Annotated in this window: 23 protein-coding genes and 2 pseudogenes; 7 read left to right on the top strand and 18 right to left on the bottom strand. The window is 67.8% G+C overall.

The features are described 5' to 3' along the window. Positions 1 to 113: 113 nt before the first annotated feature. From A5655_RS28665 to A5655_RS11410, 4 genes and pseudogenes are all read right to left on the bottom strand, one after another. A pseudogene (locus A5655_RS28665) lies at positions 114 to 242 on the bottom strand (universal stress protein); the annotation flags it as partial. A 31-nt stretch (positions 243 to 273) separates the two neighbouring features. After that, positions 274 to 1,773, bottom strand: a pseudogene (locus A5655_RS11420) (bifunctional 3-(3-hydroxy-phenyl)propionate/3-hydroxycinnamic acid hydroxylase); the annotation flags it as partial. After that, the gene (locus A5655_RS11415; protein ID WP_067009747.1) at positions 1,770 to 2,708 is read right to left on the bottom strand and encodes a fumarylacetoacetate hydrolase family protein; all 939 of its coding nucleotides are present in this window, start codon (positions 2,706 to 2,708) and stop codon (positions 1,770 to 1,772) included. The gene A5655_RS11415 and the pseudogene A5655_RS11420, both read right to left, overlap by 4 nt. Then, entirely contained in the window at positions 2,705 to 3,832 is a 1,128-nt protein-coding gene (locus A5655_RS11410) for a VOC family protein (RefSeq protein WP_067009744.1), read from the bottom strand. The genes A5655_RS11415 and A5655_RS11410 overlap by 4 nt, the downstream gene beginning before the upstream one ends. Positions 3,833 to 3,932: 100 nt before the next feature. Between A5655_RS11410 and A5655_RS11405 the strand changes: the two genes are divergently transcribed. Further along, positions 3,933 to 4,586: a TetR/AcrR family transcriptional regulator gene (locus tag A5655_RS11405; RefSeq protein ID WP_067009741.1), complete on the top strand. Its 654-nt coding sequence runs from the start codon at positions 3,933 to 3,935 to the stop codon at positions 4,584 to 4,586. A 27-nt stretch (positions 4,587 to 4,613) separates the two neighbouring features. On the opposite strand, the gene A5655_RS11400 is transcribed toward A5655_RS11405, so the two are convergent. From A5655_RS11400 to A5655_RS11345, 12 genes are all read right to left on the bottom strand, one after another. Continuing rightward, positions 4,614 to 5,111: a type II toxin-antitoxin system Phd/YefM family antitoxin gene (locus A5655_RS11400; protein ID WP_156764821.1), complete on the bottom strand. Its 498-nt coding sequence runs from the start codon at positions 5,109 to 5,111 to the stop codon at positions 4,614 to 4,616. A 238-nt stretch (positions 5,112 to 5,349) separates the two neighbouring features. Next, positions 5,350 to 6,900, bottom strand: a complete 1,551-nt coding sequence (locus A5655_RS11395) for an MCE family protein (RefSeq protein ID WP_067009736.1) — start codon at positions 6,898 to 6,900, stop codon at positions 5,350 to 5,352. Next, positions 6,894 to 8,072 (bottom strand): virulence factor Mce family protein, encoded by a 1,179-nt coding sequence (locus tag A5655_RS11390; RefSeq protein WP_231999135.1) that lies wholly within the window; start codon positions 8,070 to 8,072, stop codon positions 6,894 to 6,896. The genes A5655_RS11395 and A5655_RS11390 overlap by 7 nt, the downstream gene beginning before the upstream one ends. After that, positions 8,069 to 9,637 carry a virulence factor Mce family protein gene (locus A5655_RS11385; protein WP_067009733.1) on the bottom strand — a complete coding sequence of 523 codons (1,569 nt, stop codon included), beginning with the start codon at positions 9,635 to 9,637 and terminating at the stop codon, positions 8,069 to 8,071. The genes A5655_RS11390 and A5655_RS11385 overlap by 4 nt, the downstream gene beginning before the upstream one ends. Continuing rightward, a complete protein-coding gene (locus A5655_RS11380) occupies positions 9,634 to 11,193 on the bottom strand; it encodes a virulence factor Mce family protein (RefSeq protein WP_067009730.1) in 1,560 nt (519 codons plus the stop codon). Before A5655_RS11380 ends, A5655_RS11385 begins: the two co-directional genes overlap by 4 nt. Beyond that, positions 11,190 to 12,230: a virulence factor Mce family protein gene (locus A5655_RS11375; RefSeq protein WP_067009728.1), complete on the bottom strand. Its 1,041-nt coding sequence runs from the start codon at positions 12,228 to 12,230 to the stop codon at positions 11,190 to 11,192. Before A5655_RS11375 ends, A5655_RS11380 begins: the two co-directional genes overlap by 4 nt. After that, complete coding sequence (locus tag A5655_RS11370; protein WP_067009725.1) at positions 12,227 to 13,552, bottom strand: MCE family protein; 1,326 nt, start codon at positions 13,550 to 13,552, stop codon at positions 12,227 to 12,229. The genes A5655_RS11375 and A5655_RS11370 overlap by 4 nt, the downstream gene beginning before the upstream one ends. 6 nt (positions 13,553 to 13,558) lie before the next feature. Then, positions 13,559 to 14,431 carry an ABC transporter permease gene (locus A5655_RS11365; RefSeq protein ID WP_067009722.1) on the bottom strand — a complete coding sequence of 291 codons (873 nt, stop codon included), beginning with the start codon at positions 14,429 to 14,431 and terminating at the stop codon, positions 13,559 to 13,561. Further along, positions 14,431 to 15,144 (bottom strand): MlaE family ABC transporter permease, encoded by a 714-nt coding sequence (locus A5655_RS11360; protein ID WP_369807206.1) that lies wholly within the window; start codon positions 15,142 to 15,144, stop codon positions 14,431 to 14,433. Before A5655_RS11360 ends, A5655_RS11365 begins: the two co-directional genes overlap by 1 nt. A 602-nt stretch (positions 15,145 to 15,746) precedes the next feature. Continuing rightward, positions 15,747 to 16,385: a TetR/AcrR family transcriptional regulator gene (locus tag A5655_RS11355; protein ID WP_231999134.1), complete on the bottom strand. Its 639-nt coding sequence runs from the start codon at positions 16,383 to 16,385 to the stop codon at positions 15,747 to 15,749. 147 nt (positions 16,386 to 16,532) lie between these two features. After that, a complete protein-coding gene (locus A5655_RS11350; protein WP_067009801.1) occupies positions 16,533 to 16,847 on the bottom strand; it encodes a hypothetical protein in 315 nt (104 codons plus the stop codon). A gap of 155 nt (positions 16,848 to 17,002) precedes the next feature. Then, positions 17,003 to 18,355, bottom strand: a complete 1,353-nt coding sequence (locus A5655_RS11345; RefSeq protein ID WP_369807205.1) for an acyltransferase — start codon at positions 18,353 to 18,355, stop codon at positions 17,003 to 17,005. 46 nt (positions 18,356 to 18,401) lie between these two features. Between A5655_RS11345 and A5655_RS11340 the strand changes: the two genes are divergently transcribed. Both A5655_RS11340 and A5655_RS11335 read left to right on the top strand, forming a co-directional pair. Then, a complete protein-coding gene (locus tag A5655_RS11340) occupies positions 18,402 to 19,373 on the top strand; it encodes an aldo/keto reductase (protein WP_067009795.1) in 972 nt (323 codons plus the stop codon). Then, on the top strand, positions 19,373 to 20,353 hold the full coding sequence (locus A5655_RS11335; RefSeq protein WP_067009797.1) for an NAD-dependent epimerase/dehydratase family protein: 981 nt from the start codon (positions 19,373 to 19,375) through the stop codon (positions 20,351 to 20,353). Before A5655_RS11340 ends, A5655_RS11335 begins: the two co-directional genes overlap by 1 nt. A gap of 3 nt (positions 20,354 to 20,356) precedes the next feature. Here A5655_RS11335 and A5655_RS11330 read toward each other — a convergent pair whose 3' ends face one another. Beyond that, the gene (locus A5655_RS11330) at positions 20,357 to 21,451 is read right to left on the bottom strand and encodes an NAD(P)-dependent oxidoreductase (protein ID WP_067009717.1); all 1,095 of its coding nucleotides are present in this window, start codon (positions 21,449 to 21,451) and stop codon (positions 20,357 to 20,359) included. A gap of 7 nt (positions 21,452 to 21,458) precedes the next feature. After that, positions 21,459 to 21,977, bottom strand: a complete 519-nt coding sequence (locus A5655_RS11325) for a nuclear transport factor 2 family protein (protein ID WP_067009793.1) — start codon at positions 21,975 to 21,977, stop codon at positions 21,459 to 21,461. A 169-nt stretch (positions 21,978 to 22,146) separates the two neighbouring features. On the opposite strand from A5655_RS11325, the gene A5655_RS11320 reads away from it, so the two are divergent. The 4 genes from A5655_RS11320 to A5655_RS11305 all read left to right on the top strand — a co-directional run bounded on the left by A5655_RS11320 (position 22,147) and on the right by A5655_RS11305 (position 25,760). Beyond that, positions 22,147 to 23,166 (top strand): NAD(P)-dependent alcohol dehydrogenase, encoded by a 1,020-nt coding sequence (locus A5655_RS11320; protein ID WP_067009714.1) that lies wholly within the window; start codon positions 22,147 to 22,149, stop codon positions 23,164 to 23,166. A 24-nt stretch (positions 23,167 to 23,190) separates the two neighbouring features. Then, positions 23,191 to 23,556 carry a DUF1801 domain-containing protein gene (locus A5655_RS11315; protein ID WP_067009711.1) on the top strand — a complete coding sequence of 122 codons (366 nt, stop codon included), beginning with the start codon at positions 23,191 to 23,193 and terminating at the stop codon, positions 23,554 to 23,556. 87 nt (positions 23,557 to 23,643) lie between these two features. Then, the gene (locus A5655_RS11310; protein ID WP_067009707.1) at positions 23,644 to 24,891 is read left to right on the top strand and encodes an acyl-CoA dehydrogenase family protein; all 1,248 of its coding nucleotides are present in this window, start codon (positions 23,644 to 23,646) and stop codon (positions 24,889 to 24,891) included. Further along, positions 24,888 to 25,760 carry a hypothetical protein gene (locus A5655_RS11305; RefSeq protein ID WP_067009704.1) on the top strand — a complete coding sequence of 291 codons (873 nt, stop codon included), beginning with the start codon at positions 24,888 to 24,890 and terminating at the stop codon, positions 25,758 to 25,760. The genes A5655_RS11310 and A5655_RS11305 overlap by 4 nt, the downstream gene beginning before the upstream one ends. The last annotated feature ends 228 nt before the right edge of the window (positions 25,761 to 25,988 follow it).

Genomic DNA, 25,988 nt, shown 5'->3' with positions numbered 1-25,988 from the left:
CCGCGGCGTTGGTGCGCCCGGACCGCACGGTCATGCGCGCGGGCCGCGACCTTGCGGGGATCTGTGCGTGGACGGCCACCGCCCTGCGCGCGGGCTAAGGCGCCCAGCGACGGCTACGCAGGCTTCACGACGATCACCGGAATTCGCACCGAATGCAGCAGCGTGTTGCTGACGGAGCCCAGCAGCATGCCCGTGAGACCGCCTCTGCCGTGGCTGCCGACCACGACGAGTTGGGCCGATTCCGCCGCATCGATGAGGTGATGGGCCGGCCGTCCACGCACAGATCCCCGCAAGGTCGCGGCCCGCGCGCATGACCGTGCGGTCCGGGCGCACCAACGCCGCGGTGGCGCGGCCACGGCGCAGCCAGACTCCCAGCGGGCTGCCGGGCTCGGCGGCAATCACGACGACGCCGCGGCGCCCAAGCTGCGCTTGGTCGCCGGCGCCGGGATGATTGGTGGTGATCAAGGCGAAACCGGTGCCGATCTCGTCGTCGAGCCGTCGACCGCCGGGCAGCAGCGGGTTCGGGCACAGCGTGCCGGCGAGCCCGCGCGTTCGGCGCGGCTTGGACACCAGCGCGGAGGCGCGCAGCGCCGGTGTGGTCGAGTCGATCACCTTGTCGCGCAGGCCGGGGATCAGCCGCAGCCGCGGGAGAACCACACGGCGCGCCACGTTGCCCACCCGCCCGCCGCCGGTCATGGCCCAGCCGACGCCCAGCGCCAGCCGAATCATCTGCCGCGCGTGCGGCTTGCGTTCCCGCTCATAGGAATCCAGAACGCTCGCGCCGAGCGTGCCGTTGTGGACCCCGGCGATCTTCCAGGCCAGGTTGGCCGCGTCCCGCATTCCGGCGCACAAGCCCTGCCCGATGAACGGGGGAGTGAGGTGCGCGGCGTCACCGAGGATGAAGACGTTGCCGCGGCGCCACCGATCCGCGATCTGCGCGCGGAACGTGTACTCGGTGACGCGCAGCAGCGTCATCTCCGAGTCGGCGACCTCGGTAATCCAGGGCGCAATCAACGGTCGCAACGTCTCCAAGGCGCCGAAGTGGTCGGCACTTTCGCCGTCCAGCAACCGGAACTCCCACCGGTAGCGGGCGGGTCCGATGCGCATGTAGGTTCCGGCGCGCACCGGGTCACACACCTGGTGCACGCCGTCCCACTGGTGCAGGTCCGCGTCGCTGGCGATGTCGACCACCAGCCATCGCTGCTCGAACTTCAAATCTCGCATGGCCGAACCGATTTCGGCGCGCACAAGGCTATTGGCGCCATCACACCCCAACACATAGTCGGCGTCGATATGGTGCGCCCGGCCGTCGGTTCGGTCGATGAAGGTGACTCGCGCGCCTCGTCCAGAGTCGCTCACCGTGGTGACCTCGGCGTTCCCGCGCAACTGGGCGTTCGGATAGCGCTTGAGGTTCGCGCGCAGCAGCACCTCGAACTCCGGTTGGTCGAACATGTTGGCCTGGGGAAACCCGTTCCGGCTTTGGGAGGGCTCGCGGTGGAACTCGCCGAGAACCCGGAACCGGTTGTCCACCAACCGCAAACCGAGGGTGGGCCGGGAGATCGCCGCGAACTCCTCGGCCATGCCAAGTCGGGCGATGACGCGATAGATCTCGTCGTCCACGTGCACGGCGCGCGGCTGCGGGTACACGTCGGGCCAGCGGTCGAGGATCAGACTGTCCACCCCGTGCTGTGCCAGCAGTGTGGCCGCCGTGACACCGGTCGGTCCGGCGCCGACGATCACCACCGAAACATGCGGAGCAGCGTCGTCGCTCATGTGAATCGAACTTGCGTGCGCTGCGTGCCGAGATCGATGGCCCCGTCATCGGTGGCCACCGACGCCTCCACGACGTCGCCGTCGCTCAGGTAGTTGCGGTTGCCGGCCTGACCCTTGAAGAACATCTTCCATTTGACCGAAGGCGGCAACAGGTTCGAGATCATCTGCACCGGCTTCGGCGGGGCGCTGAGCGCGGTGCCGACCGGGGTTCCGGTGAGCACCAGGTCGCCGGCAGCGAGTTCCTGGAATTGGGTCAGTGATTGCAGCGCTTCCAGCGGCCGGTAGAGCATGTCGCCCGCGACGAGTGCGTTTTGCCGTTCCTGGCCGTTGACGCTCAGCCGCAGCCGCAGATCCCCGAAACGCTTGAGCTCGTCGGCCGTCAGCAGCACCAGCTCCGGACCGACGGGAGTGAACGTCGGATAGGACTTGGCCTCGTAGAACTGGGTTTGAGGAAGCTGGATGTCGCGCGCGGAAACATCGTTCGTCACGACCAGCCCGGCGATGAATTCGGCGAGGTTGGCCTCGGAAATGGTTGTGCCGATGGGAACTTCGCGGGCGATGACCAGCCCGATCTCCACCTCGTAGTCGAGGAACCTGACGTGTGCGGGTTTGACGATCTCGTCGAACGGGCCGGTGATCGACGCCGACGCCTTTCGGAAGAAGGTCAGCGGAATGGACGCCGGGTCCATGCCGGCGTCTTTGACGTGCGACGCGAAGTTGGTCATCTGTGCGATCACCCGGCACGGCCGGGTGACGGGAGAGACCAATGCCAGGCTGGCCACATCGACGGGGTCGCCGCCGGAGGCAGCGGCTGCGATGGCGGCGCGGTCGGCCAGCAGGGCAGCGGTGGTGGTGGCGGCGGTCTCGATCTTCGCGGCGCCGTCGGGAGTCTTGAGCCACCAGCCGTCGGCGGTGTGCAGCACGGAAACGGTCATGAGGTGGGCACTTTCAGTAGGCCGCGGAGGCGGGTGACATCGAACTCGTTGCGCTCGCGCAGCGCGGCGATCATCGAAACCAATTCGTGGCGAGCCGATTTCAGGTCCGTTCCGAGGAAGTCCCTGGTCGGTGGCGGTCCCCACTGGGCCAGGCCGGACGCGGTGAAGGGCGCCCACCCGGGCTCCAGGGTGTTGTCGAACAGATCCCCGTCGGCGAAGTGCTCGACCAGAAAACCGTCGGGATCGCGCCAGTAGTCGAAGATCTGGCTGCCCTGGATGTGCCGGCCGATTCCCCAGGAGCGGAAATAGCCTCGGTCCGAGAGGTATTCGCCGCCGGCGGCCAGGGCGTCGAGATCGCTCACCTGGTACGCCGAGTGGAGATACCGGTTGGCCGGCCCGAGCGCCATCGCCAGCGTGTGATGATCGGCCGGGATCGACCCTCGGTCGCACCGGATGAAGCTCATGGTCGGGCCCCGGAAGCGCTGGCCCGGGAAGAACATGAAGTCGCTGACTATCAGCCCCAGGTTTTCCAGGTACCAGTCCAGTGCCTCGAGGTACTTCGTCGATTGGACCACCAGGTGGCCCAGCCGCTGCACCCGGGCCGGCACGCGCGGGGGTCGCTGGGCGGCGTTGGTCCGGCGCACGTCGCATCCGAAATTGAAAGCGTGGGGCCGCTGGTCGGACAGCTCGGGCAGCTCGTGCATGCCGGCGACGACGCGGACCGGCATGCCGCTGGGATCCATCAGGTCGACCGCCAGGCCGCCGACGTTCTCCGGCAGCCGCCGCGCGGGGGCGCCGGATTTGTCCGCCAGGCGCAGGACGTCGGCCTCGTCGCAGGCGCGGAACGCGACGCCGGCGAATCGGGTGCGCGGCCCCCGCCGCAGGATCACGCATGGCGCGCCGGCCCGCGTGCCGCGCAGCTGAAGCTCGCCGGGATCATGCCGCGCCGTTTGGAAGCCGAACGCGCGGGAGAACGCCTCGGCGCGGGTGAGGTCGGGCTTCTCGAACTCGAGCCACGCGATGTCGGCGACCTTGATCACCGGATTGCGGCACCGTCCGGGGTGTTCGCCGGGCAGCGCTCCCTGCTCGCTGTGCAGGCCGCGGTGGGCGGGTGTCATCTTCATGGGCCATCTCCAAGCTAACTGACGAAATCGTCACATACTGGGTGACGCGCCGTCAAGACTAATCTGACGAATTCCTCAAAAGTGATGCATACTGCTAAACATGAGCGCGATGCCCGAGGGCACGGAACCACCCAGCCGCCTGGAACGGCGCAAACAGCGCACCAGGGCGGCGTTGATAGGGGCGGCCCAGCGGCTGATCGCCGAGGGAAAGATCAACGTGCCCGTTCTCGAGATCACCCAGGCGGCCGACGTGGGGATGGGTTCGTTCTACAACCATTTCGACAGCAAGGAGCAGCTGTTCGAGGCCGCGGTCGCCGACGTGCTCGACGCGCACGGAGCGATGCTGGATCGGCTGACCGAGTCGATCGAGGACCCGGCGGAGATTTTCGCCACCAGCTTCCGGCTGATCGGCCGGCTGTTCCGTCGGCGCCCGCAGGAGAGCGAAATCCTGCTCGCCAATGGGCTGGCCTTGCTCTCGTCCGATCGCGGCCTGGCCCCACGGGCGTTGCGGGACATCAAGGCCGGCATCGACGCGGGGAGGTTCTCGGTCGACGACCCCGAACTTGCCCTCTTCATGGCGGGCGGCGCGCTGTTGGGGTTGGGAAAGCTGTTGCGTGACAACCCGGATCGCGACGACGCCCGGGCCGCCGACAGCGTCACCGAAAGCGTTCTGCGTCTTTTCGGGCTCAGCGCCGAGGAGGCGCGCGCGGTATGTCAACGCCCGCTGCCCGAGGGCGCGTTCGTCCGGGCGTAGGCGGCGCCGGCCTTGGGGAGGGAGCCCTCAGGCCCCTTTGCGGGCGGCGTCCCCGGTGGCCGACACGATGTGCGCCACCAGCTTGCCGCCGCGGACGACCTCGATCGTCTGGCCCGCCGCGACCTTGTCGAAGTAGCGCCCGGCACGCTTGCGCAGCTCGTCGAGCTCGATCCGGCGACCGGCGTCGGCGGGAAGCGGGATCGTCGCCAGGTCGCCGGCCGACACGATCCGCGCCAGTATCCGGCCACCGCGGACGACATAAACCGTCTCGCCGGCCGCTACCCGGTCGAAGCACCGACCCGCACGCGTTCGCAGTTCCTCGAGCCCGACCCAGCCGCCCGCGTCGGATGGCGGGACTTTGATGGATCGTGCCGGGATCGGAGCCACCCTCCAGTCGCCCACCGGCAGGATCCGCGCCACCAGCTTGCCGCGACGCACGACATCGATGGCCTCTCCTGCGGCGACCCGCTCGAGATACGCGCACGCGTCACTCCGGAGTTGGCCTAGGCCAATCGCTTCCGGCATTTGGCTCCGATCTCCGTAGTTCACCGACCGGGAGCGTGGCGATCCGGCGACCCGACGATGTCCCAGTATATGACTGTACGTGCGGTCAGTGTCAATGGCCTGGTCAGGGCGGTCGAACCGGTTGCGGGGGCCGCGCGACGGGGCTTCGCCGGAACGCACGCACGCGCGGTGAGGACGTGCATAGCTCGAGACGGAACCCAAAAGCGCTGTAAGCCAGCGGGTTTGATCGGATTCGAAATCAACGGGGCGGCGCCAGCATGTCCTTCCACCCGTCGTCCCCGGTCTTGGTCGAATTTTCGACCGCGTACCTGACGCCGTCGGGGCCGACCAGTTCGCCGCTCTGCGGGCTGTAAACGGCCGCGGGAGGGCCGCCCGGGGTGTACACGCAGGGGTTCGGCTGCTGCCCATTGCACTGGACGGTCCCCGACCCGGGGCGCTGCAACGGATCGCTGACGGGGGGCGGTGTCCCCGGCACCCGGTCGGAGGGCGCCGGGTTCATGCCGTTGTTGACGGACGGCGCGGGTATCACCTGGCCCGGCTTGACCGGCTGATCGCAGCGCGCCGCGGGCGCGGGACAGGTCAGGATCTGGTTCGGATCGCCGTACCACGGGTTGGTGCCCGCCGGGACATACGGTTTGGGGTCGCGGCACTCCCGCGGCGTCGCGGCGCGTTTGCCGGGGACATCGACACACGGCAGGTTGCGCGCGCCGCGGACGTCGTTGGCCGGGGTGTCCTGCGGGATCTTGCAATAGGTTCCGGACGGCATCGGCGCCAGGCTGGTGTCCGCCGGGGACCGCCACTGCGGCGCCGGCAGGAACCCCGTCAGGCACGGCGGCGGCTGGTTGATCGTCAGCGAGGTGCCGAGCGACGCGTAGCCCGGGAAGGGCGTCGTCACGGTCTGGCCTTCCGAGGCGCCCTGCGGGTAGGAGACCAGCAATTGCTCGACGCCCTTGTGGTAGCGCTTGAGCATGTCCAGCACGATCTCGAGATTCGCCAGCGTCTGCGGCAGCGATTCGCGGACGTCGCCGAAAACCGCGTTGACCTGATCGGCGGTCGGCGCGCCCTGCGTCAGGATGCTTTGAACATGCTGGTCGTTTTCGGCGCTTTGCGCGGCCAGGATGTCCAGGTTGTGCGACCACCGCTCGATCGAGTCACCCGAGTCGACCTGGCTGTCGATGATCGGCCCGGAGTTTTGGATGATGTCGTTGACGTCTTGGATGTTGGTCTTGAAATCGCCGGCGATCGCCTGCGTCGCGTCGACCAGCCGCTGCAGCGCGGGGCCCAATCCGCCTACGGCTTGGGCGGTTTCGTCGAGCAGCGAGGCGATCTTGTCCTTGGGCAGCGCGGCCAGCCCGCGGTTCGCGGCGTCCAGAGCCGGCCCGATATCGGTGGGTATGGTGCCCTTGGCGATGGTCTGTCCCGGCTGGAAGTACTTGCCCGGGTTGCCGGGCGACACCAGATCGATGTACTGCTCACCGACCGCCGAGACCGAGTGCACGTTCGCCGTCGCGTCGATCGGGATCTGGAAGCGGTTGGCGATGCTCATGGTCACCCGCGCGCCCGACCGGGTCGGCTCGACATCGGTGACCCTGCCGATGGTTTCGCCGCGATAAGCCACGTTGGCCGTCTCGTAGAGGCCGCCCGACGCGGGTAGCTCGGCGTGCAGCGTGTATTGGCCGAGCCCCGCCGCGGTGGGAATCCGAAGGTAGTACCCGCCGAGCGCGACCGCGGTGACCAAGCTCAGGATGGCGAACAGGATCAGCTGACGCTTGATGAAAGGGGTCAGCATTGGCCTCTGTCCGCCCTTTCCACCAGCGGCCCGCCCGGCGCGTCGTTCGGGTTCGGCGTGTACCGGACGTCGGGGATCATCGTTTCGGGGTCGCGGCCCCACGACTGCTCGAGCGCGCGCAGCGCCCCGGAGAATCCGGTCCCGGTCAGGATGGCGTTGTCGACGGAGCTCATGGTCAGGTCGAGCGTCAGCGATAGGTTGAAATAGTCGCCGCGGAACGCCTTCGGCACGGCGTCGATGTCGAACGGCCGGACGAGTATCAGCTTGAGCGCGCGGATCAGATATGGTGCGGCACGGCCGAGTTCCCGCAATGGGCATTGCAGCGCCAGCAGGTCCTGGTGCAGGTCGCCGCGGGATGCGGACAGGTATTGGTCGGCAACTCCGCCGAGCCGTCCCGTCGCGTCGACCGCGTTGATCAACAGGTTCTGCTTGTCGGCGAAATGCTTGAGCAGGGGCGGGAATTCGGTGAGGACCCGGTCGATGACGTCCGAGCGTGGACCCACGTAGGCCAGCAGCCGGTTGGTGGAGTCGATGGCTCGGGTGATGTCATCGGTCTGCTCGTTGAGCCGGGCGGTGAACGTGTCCAGCTTGCCGAGGAAGGCGTGGATCTGGTCGGCCCGTCCGTGCACGATGTTGTAGACCTCGTCCTGCAGCGTTTCGAGGTTCGGGATGCCGCCCCCGCGCAAGATCATGGCGAGGCTGGCCAGCGTCTGCTCGGTCGTGGGGTAAGTGGACGCGTTTTGCAGCGGGATGGTGTCGCCCGGTTTCAGCGGCTCCGGCGACGGGTTGGGCGGTGCGGCCAGCTCTATGTGCTGGGAGCCCAGCAGGCTGGTCTGCCCGATCTTGGCGGTCGCGTTCTTGGGCAGCTTGACGCTCTTGTCCACCCGCAGCGTCAGCGTCGCTATCCAATTCTTGAGGCTGATCGCGCGCACCGTGCCGACGAAGACGTCGGCCACCCGCACCCGGCTGTTGTCGTTCAGGGCCAGCGTGTCGGGCATCTGCACGTAGATGACGTAGGAGCCGGGTCCGCTGCCGGGTCCGCCCGGCATCGGCACATTCGCGATTCCGTGCCATTTCGCGCACGACGTCAGCGCCGCCGCGGCGACCAGCAGGGCCACCGCCTGCCGCGCCCGGTATCGGACGCGAATGCCGAAGGTGCGCAGCGTGTTCACGGTCCCAATCCCGCCGCCGGGGCCGCCTCGGCGGGCGCGGGTGTCGGTGCGACCGGTCCGGGGATCACCCCGGGCCCGGGTGCCGGCGGCGGGATCGGCACCTGCGGTGCCCGCACGCCGATCGGTGGCAACACGGGGTTTTCGTCGTAGGCATTCGGCGGTCCCGGTGGCGTCTGCAGGCCCGACTGCGGCGGTGCGATGTCCGGGCCGCCCATCAGCTCGGCGAGGGAGTCGGGCGTCAGCAGGCCCGCCGTGATCGGCCCCACCTGCTGCCCCTGCATCCCCGGGGCGACGACCCAGCCGGGCTGAGTGTTGCGGTGCGACAACGGGGTATCGGGCACCCAGATCCCGGGCACCGTGGTGTCCTTGTACCCGTTCGGGGGCCGCAGCCGGGGCTCGGAGTAGGCGACTTCCTTGGGCAGCGTCTCGGCGGTGCTGAACAGGTTCAGCCCGAAGGGCAGGTAGTTGAACTTGATCGCGTCGAGGACCGGCGCCAGGTATTGCGCGCACAGTTCGGCGGAGTCTTGGTAGCCGAGCCGGCTGCCGGCCTGAATCATGCTGCAGACGAACTGCATCGGGTTGGCGAAGTTCGGTATCGCCGGGATGGACATCACCGCGCCGTGCGACGGGTGATAGATCTGGCTGAGGTTCGTCTCCAGCGTCGGCAGGACGTGCAGGGCGGTCTCCAGGCCGTTCAGCGGATCAGGCTGCACCAGCGTGTTGGTCAGGTTGGCGAGGTTGCCGACGTCGCTGGCCAGCACCCCGCGGTTCTTGTCCAGGAACGGCCGCAGCGTGGCAAGCAGGCCGTCGAATTGCTGTATCGCAGTGGCCAGCTCACGATCGGACCCGGTCAGCTTGTCGGTGAACTGGGCCAGGTTTTGGTTCAGCGCGACGAACTGCTGGTCGTCTTTGTGTAGGGCGTTGACGAACTGTGCCAGGCTGCGCACCACCGCGAAGAAGTCCCCGCGGCCTTCGTTCAGCGCGGTCAGCGCCCGCGACAGGCTGTTCAGGGTGGTGTTGATCTGCTTGCCCTTGCCGGCCAGCCCGTAGGCGGCGGACTCGATCAGGTCACCGAATGGGCCCTTCGGCTGCTCGGGCGTCGGGCCCAGCTTGTTGATGACGTTGGCGACGCTCTCGCGCAGTTGGTCCCACTCCGTCGGGACCTGCGTGCGTTCGATGGGAATGACCGCGTTGTCGGCCATCACCGGGCCACCCTTGTAGGGCGGTTCCAGCTGAATGTTGCGCGACGCCACCAGGGTTGGGTTCACGATCACGGCGGACGCGTTGGCGGGCACCTTGTATTTGTTGTCGTAGTGGAAGGTGACCTTCATCTTGTCGCCGGCCGGCTCGATCTTGTCGACCGAACCCACGCGGACGCCCATGATCTGGACCTTGTCCCCGGCATAGAGCGCGTTCGCCTCCGGGAAGTACGCGACCACGGTGTTGGTCGTCAACTTGTTGTAGAGCCGCACCCCGAGAAACCCGGCGAGCACAGCCAGCGCCACCACCAGCACCCCGACGACCCTCCGGGCCCGCGGGTTGCGGAATGTGTTGACGGCACTCAATTCTGGTTACCTCCCGTGATGCCGCTGCCTCCGGTGCCGCCGGGGTTGATGAACGGGGCCGGCAGCTGGTTCCCGGGTCCGGGCGGCGGGGGTGGCCCCGGCGGCAGGCCGGGCGCGAAGGTCGACGGTGGCGGTGGGGGACCGGCGGGTTGCAGGTTCTCGGTGCGCGCGCCCGGCGGTGCCTGGGTGGGCAGCGGCACCGGTGTGCCCGGCACGTCCGGGGGCGGTTCACCCGGGCGCCCGGCGATCGCGATCCCCGGCGTCGGGGGCAGGCCGTTCGGGTTCGGCGGTGCGCCCTGCACGTCGATCGGTGCCGGGAAGCTGCCGCCGAAGGGGCCGACGTTTACGCCCGTGCACGGCAACGGGTTCCACGGCCGCGGGAGGGCGTCGGCCGGCGGGGTGTACGAACACGCCGTTCCCGGTGGGACCGCCGGTCCCGGGTGATCCGGCGTGCCTTCCAGCACCGGAGGTGCCGGCGGCGGTGCCCCGTTGGGGAACCGGGTGCCGTTCGGGTCGGGCCAGCGGAACTCGGGCAGCCCGGCGCTGCGCCAGAAGTCCTCCGGGTCGATACCACGCTTCTTGAAGGCGGCGTCGACGAACGGCTGCAGGATCCAGTACGGCAGCAGGTTGGACAGGACGATCTTGAAGTACGGTCCCGATGCGACGGATTCCCCCAGCGATGCGGCGAATTGGCTGACATAGGTGAGGGTTTGGGCCAAGTCATCCTTGCGCGCCACCAGCACGTCGGTGATGGCGTGCAGCTGCTCCAGCACGGGGTTGAGGTTCGGGTTGTCGTTGATGAATCCCTGCACCTGGGTCGAGAAGGCGGAAACGTTTTGCAGCAGGGCGTCGATGGCCCGCCCGCGTTCGTTGAACGCGACCAGTAGCGTCTTCGCGTTGACCAGCAATCGGTTGATTTGTTCGCTGCGGTCACCGAGCACGCCGGCCACCTGGTGGGCCTGGGCGAGCAGGTGCTTGATCTGTTCGTCGCGTCTACCGATGGTGTCGGAGAACTTGGTCAAACCGTCGAGCGTGGCGCTCAGGTGTGGGTAGGTCTGGTCGATGGTCTCCGACAGGACGTTCAGCGAGCGCTTGACGGTGTCGATGTCCCAGCCGGCGGCGGCCCGGGTGATGTCGAAGTTCGCGTCGTAGAGCTGATAGGGGGTGGTGCTTTGGCTCAGCGGCAGGACGCTGCCCGGCCGCAGCGTCTGGTTTCCGCGCGGCTCGATCTCGAGGACTTTTTTACCCAGGATGGTGTCGGTCTTGATCGCAAGCCGGCTCTCGGTGCCGATGGTGTTGGCGCCGATGTTGAATTTGATCAGGACGTGGTCGCCGTCGATGTCGAAGGACTCCACTTTGCCGACGTTCACGCCGGTGATGCGCACCTTGTCGCCCTTGTTGAGCTGGCCGGTGTCGGTGAACTGGCCGTAGTAGCTCGGACTGGCGAAGATCATCGGGACGCTGGTGAAGCTTTGGCCAACGACGACGCCGAGAACCAGGACCGTGATGCCCATGAGACCCACACGGTTGCGGTTGAATTCGGTCAGCGTCCTCATTGCGGCGAGCACCTGCCCGTGGGCTGCTGCCAGATCCTGACCGTGCGGACCGGGCCGCCGGCCTGCAGCCCGTTCCACTTGATCGTCAGGTCGCAGAGGTAGAAGTTCACCCAGTCGCCGTACAGGCCGATGCTGCGTCCGATCAGGTTCAGCGCGGTCGGCGTCTTGTGGATCAGGTCGCCGAGCTGATCCTTCTGATCGACGAGCGGCTGCTGGAGGGCCTGCAGGTAGTCGATCTCCTTGTGCAGCAGCGCGCGGTTGTCGGCCAGCAGGTTGGCCACCGTTCCCGCGGCATTGCTGATGTTCGCGGTGCCGGCGGCAAGCGGGTCCGCGTGGTTTTGCAACCCGGTGATCAACCGCTCGAAGTTGTCGACCGTCTGGTCGAACTCCTTGCGATGGCGAACCGTGGTGTCCAGCACCGTGTTCAGGTTCTTGACCACCTCGCCGATCGCCTCGTCGCGTTCAGCGATGTGCGAGGTCAGCTGCGCGGTCTGGTCGAGGATGTCGTTGATGGTGCCGCCCTGACCCTGAAACACGGTGATGATCGCCGACGCGATGGTGTTGACCTTTTCCGGATCCAGCGCGCGGAACAGGGGTTTGAAACCACCGATCAGCGCGTCGAGGTCTAACGCAGGCGAGGTCCGGGACAGCGGGATGAATCCGCCCGGCGGCAACACGCGGTCGGCGCCCGCCCCGTCGCCGCGTTTGAGTTCCAGGAAGCGGTTGGCGAACAGGTCGAGGTAGCGGATCTGGGCCGTCGTCGACTGATAAAGCGGAATCGAGCGGTCGACGGCGAAGTCCACCTGCGCCTTGCGGCCGCCGTCGACCAGCCGCACCTTCTTGACCTTGCCGACCTCCACTCCCGAGGCGCGGACGAACTGACCGTCTTTGAGGCCGCTGGCGTTGCTGAACTCCGCGGTATAGCTGTTGGTGCGGTTGAAGCGCAGCTGGGCGAACACGACCACGATCGAGACGGTGATCAGCGACAGCACCAACGAGACGATGCCGAGCTTGATCGCGGAGCCGGTGATTTTCATGGGTTGATCGTGTTGTCCCCGACTTGGCGGCCCCAGACGTACTCGATGGCGTACGGCGAGCCGGTATCCAGGTGGTTGTACGGCGCGAGGCTGGCGCCGGTGTCCAGCACCAACTCGGGCGCGGGCCAAAGGTCATGGGTGATGGTCTGCCAGCAACCGGGGGCGCCCCCCGGCCCGCCGCGCGCGTTCACCCGCGGCAGGTTGTCCGGGTACACATAGGGATTCGGCGCCCCGCCCACCAGTCCGGCGAGGCCTAACAGCCCCTGGGTGAGCACGGTGCCGGCCAGTCCCGGCAGCGTCAGGATGCCGCCCAACCCCGACGTCAGCTCGGTCATGGTTCTCAGCGCGTAGCCGTTGCCGCCGCCCGTCGTCGCGAAGGCCGCGGGTTCTTCGTCGTAGTAGTTGCGGATGGTGCAGAAGAATTCGGGGCTGTAGGTGTCGAGCAGCTGGGCGGTGGGCACCAGATCCGCGACGCCGCGCTGGAAGTAGGGCCCGCCCCGCCGGAAGATGTCTTCGCCGGTGTTGCCCAACCCGGCCGCGGCCAGCAACGCGGCGTCCAGGTCGGCCTCCTGGCGGTGCAGCGTGCGCGCGGTGACCACCGCGTGGTTGAGGGAGTCCAGCAGGTCCGGTGCGGCGTTGGCGTACGTGTCGCCGAGGGCCGCCAACCGCTGAATGTCGTGGCGGAGCTGCGGCATTTGCGGGTTGACGTCGTCGAGGATGGCGTTGCCGTTGACGATCGATTGCCCGAACTTGTCGCCCAGCCCGGACAATGCCTGCGCGGCGGCGGCCAGCGTGAGGTTGACCTTGACCGGGTCCACCTTGTCCGCGATCGAGGTGATCGTGCCGAACAACGTGTTGAACTCCGTCGTCACCGACCGCGCCTCAATCACCTGGTGCGTGGTAACGCGTTGCGGCGTGGGGTCTTTCGGAGAGGTCAGTGACACGTATTTGTTGCCGAACACCGTGGTCGCCTTGATGTTGGCCTCCACGTTGGCCGGAATGAGGTCGATGTACTTGGGATCGACATCCAAGACGAACTTGGCCGCCGGCACGCCATTGCGCTGGATCTGCGAAATGCCGGCCACCCGACCGATTTCCACCCCGTTGTAGGTGACCTTCGAATTCGGATCCATCACCAAACCGGACCGGGGGGCCACCATCGTCAGGGGCGTCTTCGGCGTGAGCCGGCCCCGGAACTGCAGCCACACGAACGACAACACCACCGCGGCGACCACCAAGAACACCGCGGCCGTCGTCTTGTACGGCGGAATCCGTGGCGGGTGGTCCTTGATCGGCGGGGCCGGGGCTGTCGGGGCTGTCATTGACCGTTACACCGTGAGGTTGAAGTTCGGGCTCTTGCCGTAGACCGCCATCGCGGTCAGCACGACGACGACGACGATCGTGATCAACGACAGCCGCATCGACCGGCCGACGGCCTCGCCGACGCCGACCGGGCCGCCGCTGGCGGTGTAGCCGTAGTAGCAGTGGGTGGTCATCACGACCACGGCGACCAGGATCACCTCGGCGAACGACCAGCCCACGTCGTTGAGGCGCAGGAAGGTGTGGAAGTAGTGGTTGTACGTGCCGGCCGACTGCCCGTAAAAGAAAACCGTCGTGACCTGCTGGGACAGGAAGGCCAGCGTGATCGCCAACCCGTAGAGCGGGATGATGACGACAAGGCCCGCCACCACCCGGGTGGACGCCAGGAAGGCGACCGACCGGATGCTCATCACCTCCAGCGCGTCGATCTCCTCGCTGATGCGCATGGCGCCCAGTTCCGCGGTCGCGCCGGCGCCGACCGTCGCGGCCAGCGCCTGACCGGCGGCCACCGGCGCCACGAACCGCACGTTGACCAGCGCGGCCAAGAACCCGGTGAACGCCTCGACACCGATGTTGCCCAGCGTCGCGTAGCCCTGGATGGCGACCAGCGAGCCCGCGGACAGGGTGATGAAGCCGACGATGGCGGCGGTGCCGCCGACCACGGCCATCGCGCCGGTGCCCATCCCCATCTGGGCGACCATCCGCAGCATCTCTTTGTGGTAGCGGCGCATGGCGAAGGGGATCTGCCCGACGGCGGTCAGCGCGAACCAGATCATCTGCCCGATCTCCACCAGCGCCCGGGCCGGGGCTTCCCCGTATCGACTGAGGGTGGTCCACGAGAGGCGGGCGGGCGCGGGGGAAGCCGCTGCGGTAACGGTCATCAGCGCCCCGTTCCGAACCGGACGCCGATGGTGGTCAGCGCCGCGTTGACCGCGAACAGCGCGATGAAACACAGCACCACCGTCTCGTTGACGGCGGTGCCCAGACCCTTGGACCCGCCACGGACGATCAGCCCGCGATAACAGCCGACGAGGCCGGCGATCAGCCCGAACGTCGCGGCCTTGATGAACGCGATGACCACCTCGGGCAGGCCGGTCAGCGCCGTCAGCGTGGACAGGTAGGCGCCGCTCGAGACGTTCTGCAGGTAAACGCTGAAGAGGTAGCCACCGCCCAGTCCGACGGCGACCACCAGGCCGTTGAGCAGCACCGCGACCATGGTCGAGGCGACGACGCGCGGCACGACCAGCCGGTGGATCGGGTCGATGCCGAGCACCTCGAGGGCGTCGATCTCCTCGCGGATGGTGCGGGCGCCGAGGTCGGCGCAGATGGCGGTGCCCCCGGCACCGGCGACCACCAGCACGGTCACGATCGGACCGAGCTGGGTGACGGCGCCGATCGCGGCGCCGGCACCGGAGACGTCCGCGGCGCCGATCTCGGCCAGTAGCAGGTTGAGCGTGAAGATGAGCAGCACGGTTTCCGGGATGGACACCGCGATGGTGGGCAGCAGCGAGACCCGCATGAGGAACCAGCCGGTCCAGATGAACTCGCGCCACTCGAACGGCTGCTTGAGGGCCTTGCCGGTCAGCACGCACATCCGGAAGAACCCGCCGGCCACCTCCGTGCCCGGCCGGATCCGTTGGCCCACCCTGCCGGCAAACGAGTGCGTGGTCGTCATCGGCGCCGCCCTCGAGGCGAATGCACAACGAATCGCGACTCGTCTGCACGCCGCTCGAGCGAGCCACGCGGCGGCGTGGGGGAGAGGCGGAGACGTCGGGTGTGATTCCGATTCGCGACCTCGCCCGAAGAGTAACGGCGCCCCGAAAATCGGGGCACCAGAGGGGGTTTCGACGGCGCCACGTTCCGGCCTGCTGGTGCTCGGCGCGACCCCGGGTGCGGCGCGCACGGGCCGGCACCGTGGTCCCTCCACGCGGCGATCCCGGTCCCCGCCCTGCGGCCCCGCGCCGCGATCGTTTGCGCCACGCTGCAACTATTGCATTAGACCGTACGTGCGGTCAATAAATCGCAAATGTCAGCCGCTTTCACCCGAAACATGGCGCGCCGATTCACGGATCGTCCGGTTCTACCAGGCCGTTTGCGCCTCGCGCCCCCTGGGCTGGCGCCGGGTCGGCTCGCGTACACATGCACGCCGCTAACGGCGAATTAGGCTCCCGCGCAACCTATTCCGCCGATTGGCCGTCAGCTTCCGCCGGCCGTTACCGCGGCGAGGCACTCCCGCACCACCGAGACGACACCGGTGGAAGGGTTCGTCCACTTGCTGAGGCCCAGGCGGTCGAGCAGCAGCCCGCCGAGGAACACGTCGACGAAAGCGGCTCCGACTTGCTCGGGTGTCCGGGAACCGGCGGGATCGAACCACACCCACATCCATTCGAGCGATCCCCACAGCTGCAGCGCCGCCAATTCGACGTCCACGCTTCGGAACACGCCGACGTCGATGCCGTTGCGGATTTCGTCAATCGCGTGTGTTTGCAACTGATCGCGCAGCTTGCGCACGTGCTGCATCGCCGGATCGTCGGACAGCTGAACCACCTCGCGCTGGCTCGCAACCGTCGCATGGCGGGCGCTCACCTGCAACAGCGCGGAGGCGTAAATGATCGCGGCGATGCGTTCGTGCGGCGCGGCCAGGCGATCCCATGCCAGACGCAACACGTCGAGCTGGCGGGCCAGGTGGGTCTCTTCGAGCTCCCGCAACATCTGGGCTTTGGTACCGAAGTGATGAACGATCGTGCCCTTTGACATGCCAAGTTCATCGGCGATGTCGCCGATATTCGTTCTGTCATAGCCACGTTCGGCGACGTAGCGGACGAACGCGTCCAATATCTCGCTACGCCTGCCAGGCGATCTGGGCATCTTCAACCCTTCGGCATAACTAACCGTACGAACGGTCTATCATAGCCTTCGCCGACGCGGATACACGTAACGGTTTAACGACCGTGCCGCGGCCGGTGAGTCGTCGCCGTTGCGTCAGCGGGGCCCGTGACGTCCCACACCGGAGCCGTCCGGTGCCGTCACGACATACATGTTTTCGCCGGGCGCCGAGCTGATGTCACCCGCGGCGTACACGGTCAAAAGTTCCCGGCCATCACGATCCGCGACGCACACGTAGGCGTCCGTCTCCGCGTCGTATTCGAAGCCGTCCCAAGCCAATACGAACGCTAGGCAGTTGCCGTCGCGGTCGAGAACGACGACCTTGTGCACGCCGGATTCCTTCAACAGTTCGGCATCCTGAGTGCGCCGTTGAGGGCCGTGGTTATTGGTGACCGCGAGGCTGTCTAACATCTGCATACTCCCTTACCGAGGGTGTCTCCTTGCGGTCCGGGCGCGCTCAAACGTTCCGAACCTGCCGGAGACGTTGCTCCCCGATACTACCTCCGACCAGGGCATTACGGCCCCTCTCAAGGGGCCGTAAGTCGCTTGCCAACGGGCCGACGCCGCTAATGCCGGCGCGCGGCGGTTCCCCCGGTCGGAGGCGCCGGATCGGCCGCGCGCCGCCCGGCCTTCGTCGGGCGAAGCGCCACCAGCACCACTCCGACGGCGAAGAGCGCCGCGGTCACCCATGGCAGGCGGCCGTCCGGCGCGAACCCCGCGTACGCAAAGAAATGCAGGCCAGTGGCGGCCAGTGCGGCGCCCGCCAGCATGAACACTTCGCCCCAGCGTTCGGTCAAGGGCACACCGAGCATGGGCAGCGGGGCCGCGAAAAGACGCCGCAGCGTCCACAACAACAGGAGCTCGGCCGCCGTCACCACGCTGAGGACGACCACCCACTCCAGCCGAGCCAGCCACCACAGCCCCGTTCCCTCCGGCGGTTGGGGCAGCAGACCCGCCGGATACGCGACGATCGCGACGATCACCACCGGGATCATGTGCCAGAGGTACAGCGCCATCACGTTGTTGTTGCCGATGGCCAGCACCCGCTTGATCATGTCTGCGCGCAGCGCCCGGTTCAGCGCGGGCGCGAGCGTTATCGCCAATGCGCCCTGGGCGCATCCGAACGCCAGCAGCGCAGCGGTCGGCGGCGTCGTGTTGTCGATCGTCTGCCCGGGAACGCCGATCATGCTGATCGGATACACGCCCAGCCAGATCAGCAGCGCCAGCGCGATCGCCGAGCAGGCGGCCAGCACCGCCGATCGGCGACCGCCCAGTAGCCCTCCGCGCCAAGCGATCCCGAGCTGGTAGAACGTGCCCCAACACAGCAAGTAGTTAACCCAGCCAAGGTTGTGCACGTGGGCACCGATCGAGAGGACGTCCACCGCGACGACCCCTACCGCGAGCGCCGCCGGCGCCAGCAGCCCCCAACGCCGATGTGCCGCAACCGCAATCGGGGTCAGCGAGACAACGATCAGGTACACGGCCAGGAACCACAGATGCATGGCCACGGCCCAACCCGCGTACTCCAGCGTCGCGCCGGCCACGTGGCCGGCGTCGAGCGCCGCCACCACCACCGACACCAGCGCGACGTAGACCGTGGTCGGGCCCAGCACGCGGGCCAGCCGGTGCCGAAGCCAGGTCTGGCGCGACATGCCGTCGGTCTCGCGCCGGTGCGTCCAGGACAACGCGCCCGCGTAGCCGGCGACCAGAAAGAACGTCGGGACGGCCTGGAAGGGCCAGGTCAGCCACTGGGTCCACGGGATGTCGACGAGCGGGTTCTGCCGACCGAAAGATCCGTCGTGATAGGTCACCGAGCCGGCCAACCAATGCCCCAGCACGATGAGGACCACACCCGACACGCGATAGAAGTCGACCGCGAGATTGCGGACCGGTCGCGCGGTGTCTGGCACGAGCGCCACGGTACCCGCCCGGTCGCCCGGGGTCGCCCGGCGCACAATGGGGGCCATGAAACGGGCTCATCTCGCGGAACTCGAAGTCGGACGCCTCGGTCTGGGCGCGATGGGCATGTCCGTCGCCTATGCCGGTGCCGGCACCGACGACGCCGAATCCATCCGCACCATCCATCGCGCCATCGACCTCGGCGTCACGCTGATCGACACGGCCGAGGTCTATGGCCCCTATGTCAACGAGGAACTCGTCGCCCGCGCCCTACAGGGCCGGCGCGATCGGGTGGTGCTGGCGACGAAGTTCGGCCTGATCTCCCACACCGGCCGCAACGGCCTCGACAGCAGCCCCGCCAACATCCGCATCGCCGTGGAGGGGTCGCTTCAGAGGCTGGCGACCGACCACATCGACCTCTACTATCAACACCGCCTCGATCGCGAGACCCCGATCGAAGACACGGTCGGGGCCCTGGCCGAGCTGGTGTCAGCCGGAAAGATCCGGCACATCGGGCTTTCCGAGGTGGGCGTCAACACCATTCGCCGCGCCCACGCCGTGCATCCGATCACCGCCGTGCAGTCCGAGTACTCCGTGTGGACCCGCGATCCCGAAGACGGCGTGCTCGACGCGTTGCGCGAACTGGGCATCGGGTTCGTCGCCTACTCGCCGCTGGGCCGCGGGTTTCTCACCGGCGCCATCCGCTCCAACGGGGAGCTTCCCGACAGCGACTACCGCAAGACCAACCCCCGCTTCTTCGACGAGAACTTCCAGCACAACCTGCGGAGCGCGGACGAGCTGCGTGAGATCGCCGCCGACGTGGGCGCCACCCCGGCCCAGGTCGCGTTGGCCTGGCTGCTGGCGAAAGGCCCTGACATCGTGCCGATTCCGGGGACCAAGCGCGTCAGCCGGCTCGAGGAGAACGTCGCCGCCGACACCGTCGAGCTCGCCCCCGACCAGCTGGCGAGGATCGACCGACTCACCCCACCGATCGGTGGCCACCACGCCGAGGCGCAGATGGGATGGATCGACCGCTGATGGGCGGCACGAAGCTGGTGATCGGGGCCAGCGGTTTCCTGGGATCCCATGTCACGCGCCAGCTCGTCGCCTCGGGCGCCGACGTGCGAGTCATGTTGCGCCGCACCAGTTCCACCCAAGGAATCGACGAGCTCCCCGTCGAGCGCTGTTACGGGGACATCTTCGACGACGACGCGCTGCGCACGGCGATGACCGGCTGTGACGTCGTCTACTACTGCGTCGTCGACGCCCGGATGTGGCTGCGCGATCCGGCGCCGTTGTTTCGCACCAACGTCGAAGGGCTGCGGCACGTCCTCGACGCCGCACTGAATGCCGACCTGACAAAGTTCGTATACACCAGCACCACCGGCTCTTTGGCGATCAGCGACAGCCGGCCGGTCACCGAAGGCGACCCGCACAACTGGGACCAGGGCGGCCCCTACATCGAAGCCCGGGTCGCCGGCGAAAACCTGCTCCTCTCGTACGCCCGCGAGCGGGGCCTGCCCGCCGTGGCCATGTGCATCTCCACCACTTACGGCCCCGGCGATTGGGCGCCGACGCCGCACGGCTCCCTGATCGCCCTCGTCGCCACGGGGCGTTTCCCGTTCTATTTCGGCTACTCGTCGGAGGTCGTGGGCATCGAGGACGCCGCCAGGGCAATGCTTTTGGCGGCGGAACGGGGACGAAACGGCGAGCGCTACATCGTGTCCGACCGCTACATGAGCGGCCGGGAGCTGCACCAGATCGCCGCCAGCGCCGTCGGCAGGCGCCCGCCGCGCATCGGCATCCCGATTTCGGTGCTGCGCGCCGGTGCGCGCGTCAACGATTTGGCGGCGCGGCTGCTGCGCCGAGACCTTCCGTTCGCCTACGCGGGAATTCGCATGGCGGAGCTGATGTCGCCACTCGACCACGGCAAGGCCGAGCGTGAACTGGGGTGGAAACCGGAACCTGTCGAAGACTCGATCCGCAAGGCCGCGGTCTTCTTCGCTTCCCGGAGGTAGCCCTTACTGCGCGCCGGCCAGCGCCTCCGGACCGTACTTCTTCTCGATCAGCGCCCACGGGTCGGCATACGGGCCGCGGCCCTCGGCGCGGCGCTGCAGCTTGAGCAGGATGCGCAGCACCGGTCGCAGGATCGGGCCCAGCGCCCACAGGACGATGCGTATGCGGCCCTGGGATTCGGCGACCCAGGCGGTCGACTCGTGCCAGTCGTGCTCCTGGAAGTCAAGCAGCGCTTGGGCTTCGGTGGTGTCGAACCATCCGGTGAAACTCCAACCGCGGTCGTCGCCGGGGTCGCCGGGCAGGCTCGCGGAGGGGCCGAGCCGGCCCAGGCCGGCGGCGGTCATCAGGTCGTCCTCGAGGTCGCGCTGCAGCATCACATACGATTCGTTGCCGCCGATCAGCAGGACCTTGCCGGCGATGCTGGCACCCCGATCGACGGCGTTGGCGAACGCCAGCGCCACGTCGCGCGCGTCCACCATGTGGATGCGGTTGTCGCCGGGCATCGAGCGCATCAGGAGCAAGTGGTCCCCGCTGATGCTCGCCTGGGTGTCCGGCGAGACCACCCCGCCCAACCGGAACAGCGCATACGGCAGGCCGCTGGCCCGGGTCGCCGCCTCGGCCAGCACCTTGTCCTCGCCGTACTGGTCGATCGGCTGCACCGCCGTGTCCGGGGTGATCCGCTCGGGGTAGCGGTACGGATTGCGCGACCCGTAGACCGCCGCGCTGGAGGCCAGCAGAAACAGCGGGGGATCGGGCAGCTGGGCGGCCGCCGCCAGCAGGGTCTCGGTACCGCCGACGTTCACTCGCCTGGCCAGCGCGGGATTGCGGTACGACGGCGGTGAAATGACGGCGGCGAGGTGAATGATCGCGTCGGGCCGATGGGTCGCGATCAGATCGCCCACCGCATCGGCGTCCAGCAGGTCGATGTAGGCCGGAATCAGCGTGCCGGCGCCCGGGGACAACTCGGCCTCGGCGGCGACGGTCTTGTCGGTCCGCAGGTCGGTGGCGACGACGGTCCGTCCCCGGTCGAGCAGGATTTGCGCGCATCGCCTGCCGACCTGGCCGAACGCGCCGGTGATCAAAATGGTACCCACACTCATCGGCGTATCACTGCTCCATCAGTCGGCCGGCGAGCTTGCTGGCTGCCCGCCGGATGCGGTCGGAGATGTAGATCGAGAACAGCGGGGTGACGATGTCCTCACGGAGCCGAGTCAGCTTGGAGCTCTTGATAACCCAGCGCCCGTCGCTGCTCTCGTAGGTCTCGTGGTAGTGGCCGTAGCCGACCAGCGTCACGCCCGGCCCGAAGCGGACCACGTCTTGCAGCGCCCACACCCCGCGCGCGGTCGTCGCCGAGGTCAGTTCGATCTCGGGCGCGTGCACCTGGTGCGCGGTGGCCTGCGCGGGGCGCCCGACGCCCTTGCGGGTGAACGCCACGAACTCGTCGGCGCCGACGATCAGCTTGCCGCCCGCCTCGGACGTGTCGCTGACGAAGTCGTCGGCGAACAGCGCCCGCCATGCCGCCCAGTCCTTGGTGTCGAGGTACCGGCAATACCGCGCTTTGAGCTGTTTGATCGCCTCGATCGCCAGCAGCGCGGTGGCGTCGACGTCCGCGGTCGGCCCCGTCATCGCGGCCTCGCGTGACACTTCACCCCAAAACTGTAACCCGAGACGCGGTCGACGCCGCGGGCGGCGCCCGAGACGGTTGTCGCGGCCCGGGGGAATCAACGGGCGCCGGCGGGAGCTTATGGTCACATGGAACCCGCGCAAGTGCCGAACCCGAGGAGGCGCGCACCGCATGACCATTCCTGACCGTCAGCGGGCGGTGGTGATGCCGGGGCCCGGCGCGCCCCTCGAGACCGTGGACAGGCCGGTCGACGAACCCGGCGCGGGGCAGGCGCTGGTCAGGGTCAGGGCGTCGAGCCTGAACTTTCACGACAACGTCAACCTGACGGGCCTCCTCCCGGGCCCGTGGCCGCGCGTGCCGATGAGCGACGGCGCCGGAGAGGTCGTAGCGGTCGGACCCGGGGTGGACGGCCTGCGGGTGGGGGACCGCGTCATGGGGGCATTCCATCCCGGTTGGCTGGATGGGCCGCCGACACCGGAATCGAAACGGGTGCTGCCCGGCGACACCGAAGACGGGTGGTTGCAGCAATATCGCGTCGCCGACGCCTCGGGTCTGGTTCGCACGCCCGGGCACCTCAGCGACGTCGAGGCCGCGACGGTGCCGTGCGCCGGTGTGACGGCCTGGAGCGCCCTGATGGAAGCCGGCATCGGTGACGGCGACGTCGTGGTGACCCAGGGCACCGGCGGGGTATCGCTGTTCACGGCGCAGCTGGCCCGGGCGCTGGGCGCCACGGTGATCTTGACGTCGTCGTCCGACGACAAACTCAAGACCGGATCGGACTTGGGTGCAACGCATCTCATCAACTACCGCGCGACCCCGAGCTGGGAGACCGAGGTGAAGCGACTGACCGGCGGCCGGGGTGCCGACCTGATCGTCGACCTCGGCGGGCCCGCCACGCTGGCGCAGTCGGTGCACTCGGCGCGGGTGGGAGGCACCGTCGCGGTGATCGGCGTGCTGAGCGGATTCGACACGGCGCCCATCTCGGTCGCGGAAGTGATGCTCAACAACCTGCGGATCGTCGGAATCACGGTGGGCAGCGTGCGCGCGCAGCGGGACCTGTGCGATTCGATGTCGGCTACCGGGATCAAGCCCCACATCAGCCACGTCTTCGACTGGGAGAAGTTGGACGAGGCGCTGGCGGTGATGCGGGCCGGCGAACACGTTGGCAAGATCGCGATAACCATCCCCTGACGAAACCATCGGGAAGGCAACGATATGACGGATTCTCCCTCCCGGCTGATCGACGCCAGGATAAAGGAACTGGGCGATTGGCGCGGCGAAATGCTCTCTCGCATCAGGGAATTGATCAAGCAGGCCGACCCCGACGTGGTCGAGGAGTGGAAGTGGAGGGGCGTCCCGGTGTGGTACCACGACGGGATGATCTGCACCGGCGAGACGTACAAGAGTGTGGTCAAGGTGACGTTCGCCAAGGGCGCCTCGCTCGAGGACCCGTCCGGCCTGTTCAACTCCAGCCTCGACGGCAACACCCGACGGGCCATCGATTTCCACGAGGGCGACAAGATCGACGAGCGCGCGTTCAAGGCGCTCGTTCGCGCCGCGGTGCAGCTGAACGCCTCCTAGGCGACCTGTACAGTCGTCAAGCGGTGCTGTACAGTCGCCCAGCACAAGCTCGAGGAGGCCATCGGCGATGACGCGCAGGCGAATTCGGTGAGCGCCGAGTCGGTCGAGGAGTTCCGCGGCCGGGCCAGGGCGTGGTTGGCCGAGAATCTGCCGCGGCTGGATTCCGCCGACGCCATGGTGCTCGAGCGCGACGAGCTGACGTCCTGGCGGCGCGCCCGCGAACTGCAGCGAAAGCTGTACGACGGAGGATTCGCGGGGATCTGCTTTCCCCGCGAATACGGCGGGCTCGGGCTGAGCTACGAGTACAAGAAGGCGTTCGACGCCGAGGCGCTGGCCTACGAGACGCCGCTGCTGCTCAACGTCCCGTCGTTCGCCATCTGCTGCGCGACGATCCTGGACATGGGCACCGAGGACCAGAAACGCACCCACATCGGCGCGGCGCTGCGCGGCGACGAAGTGCTCGTCCAGCTGCTCTCCGAACCCAGCGGTGGTTCGGACCTCGCGGGCGTCATCACCCGCGCCGACCGCCGGGACGGGCGGTGGATCATCAACGGCGCCAAGACGTGGAGCACCTGGGCGTTCGCCGCCGACTACGGCCTGTGCCTGGCCCGAACCGACTGGGACGCACCCAAACACAACGGCCTGACGATGTTCCTGCTGCCGCTTCGTCACCCCGGGGTGACGATCAACCGCATCCGTCAGGTCAACGGCTCGGTCGAGTTCTGCGAGGAGTTTTTCGACGACGTCGACGTGGGCGACGACGCCGTCGTCGGAGAGCCGGGCAAAGGGTGGGACGTCGCGTCACGGCAGCTCTACCACGAGCGCCGCACGATGGGCGACGGCTCGGAGTACACCAGTGGGCCCGGAATCGCTGAGGCCGAGGATATTTCGATCGACCTGATGGCGTTGGTCGACAGCACCAGGCAAGGGGAGAGCGAACGTGTCCGCGAGATGGTGGGCCGGGTCCTGGTCCACCGGGCGGTGCACGGGCAACTGAGCGAGCACGTCTACCACGCCGTGGTCGACGGATCCCTGCCGCCCGCCGCGGGATCGATCATCAGGCTCGACATGGCCGAGGTGCACGACGTCGAGAACGACACCGCCCTCGCCATCGCCGGCTCCGCGGGCGTGGTGGAGGACGACGCGGGCCTGCTCGGCGTCGGCACGCGATACCTGGGCCGTCAGATCGCCAGCATCGGGGGCGGCACGACGGAGATGGCCCGCAACGTGATCGGCGAGCGGGTCCTGAACTTTCCGCGTGAGTACGCCGCCGACCGCGGTGTGCCGTTCAACCAGGTGCGCCGTGGCAGAGTCGCAAAGGGGAACCACCAGTGAGCGACCGACCTCGCGACATCCGAGAGCTGGCCGATGACACCGGCGCCTACCGCGACGAGTTGTTCCGACGCTGGACCGGACTGCTCAGCTATCGCTACATCGGCCGTAACCACTCGTCGATGAACGTCGGCGAGACCGACGACACCGTCACCATCCGCCGCGACATGCGCAACGACGCCGGTGGACTCATGGTGGCGCCGTTGGCGATTTCGTCTCCGGAGGGATGCCAGACCGACATGGTCGCGGTGCCGAACCCGGTCATCACGTCGGTCCAGATCATCGACCCGGGCTATGACGTCACGCGGATCGAGATCGTGGGGTCCGGCATCGTGCACCAGGGCCGCACCATGGGTTACGGACGGTGCAAGATCGTCGACGCCGACAACCCCGACCGGGTGATCGCCTTCAACGAGGGGCAGGGGGCCGTCATCGGCGTCCCACCGGAAGGCCTTGGCAAGATGGATGTTTCGGGCACCGAGCTGGTGATCGAGGACTCGCCCGATCTGCCTCCGCTGTGGCAGGCGTTCGGTGCCGGCAAGCGCGCCGACGGCCATTGGGTGCTGCCCGCGCTGAGCGCCGAGCTGGCTTCGCCGGATGCCGCGCTGCACATCGGGCCGCAGCACGTCGTCCTCGAGACCGCGGCGACCGACCTGGCCGCCGAGGTCGCAGGCACCAGGATGCTGCAGGTCGTCAGCTGGCACGTCATGTTCATGTCGCGCGGCAAGGTCGGCCCGTTTCGCGTGGAGGGCACGGCGCACGCCGGCTCACCCGGACGCATTGGCGTGCGCATGCTTCTGCACGACGAAGGAAACGCGGACAAGGCCGTAACGTCCGCCGCCGCGATCTTCGAGACGGTGAACCCCCGCTAATCCGGTTGAATTCAGCCGGAACTAGAGGCGACCCTCGGGTAAAGCTTTCGGCCGCGACGGGCGTGTCCCGCGTGTGTCCTTGACCAGTGGTGACCAGCGCATAACTATGTTTGCCATAGGCAATCATGGACGCTAGACATCATGGATGGTAGAAACATTCCGATGTGTAATTTCGGGGTTTTGGGTCAATCCGAATTTGGTGTGGACCTTGGATAGTCATGGGGGAAC

The organism is Mycobacterium sp. 1081908.1, from assembly GCF_001673535.1.
GTDB lineage: Bacteria > Actinomycetota > Actinomycetes > Mycobacteriales > Mycobacteriaceae > Mycobacterium.
The sequence above is the reverse complement of the archived record's forward strand: the minus strand, read 5'-3'. Positions and strand labels throughout refer to the sequence as shown.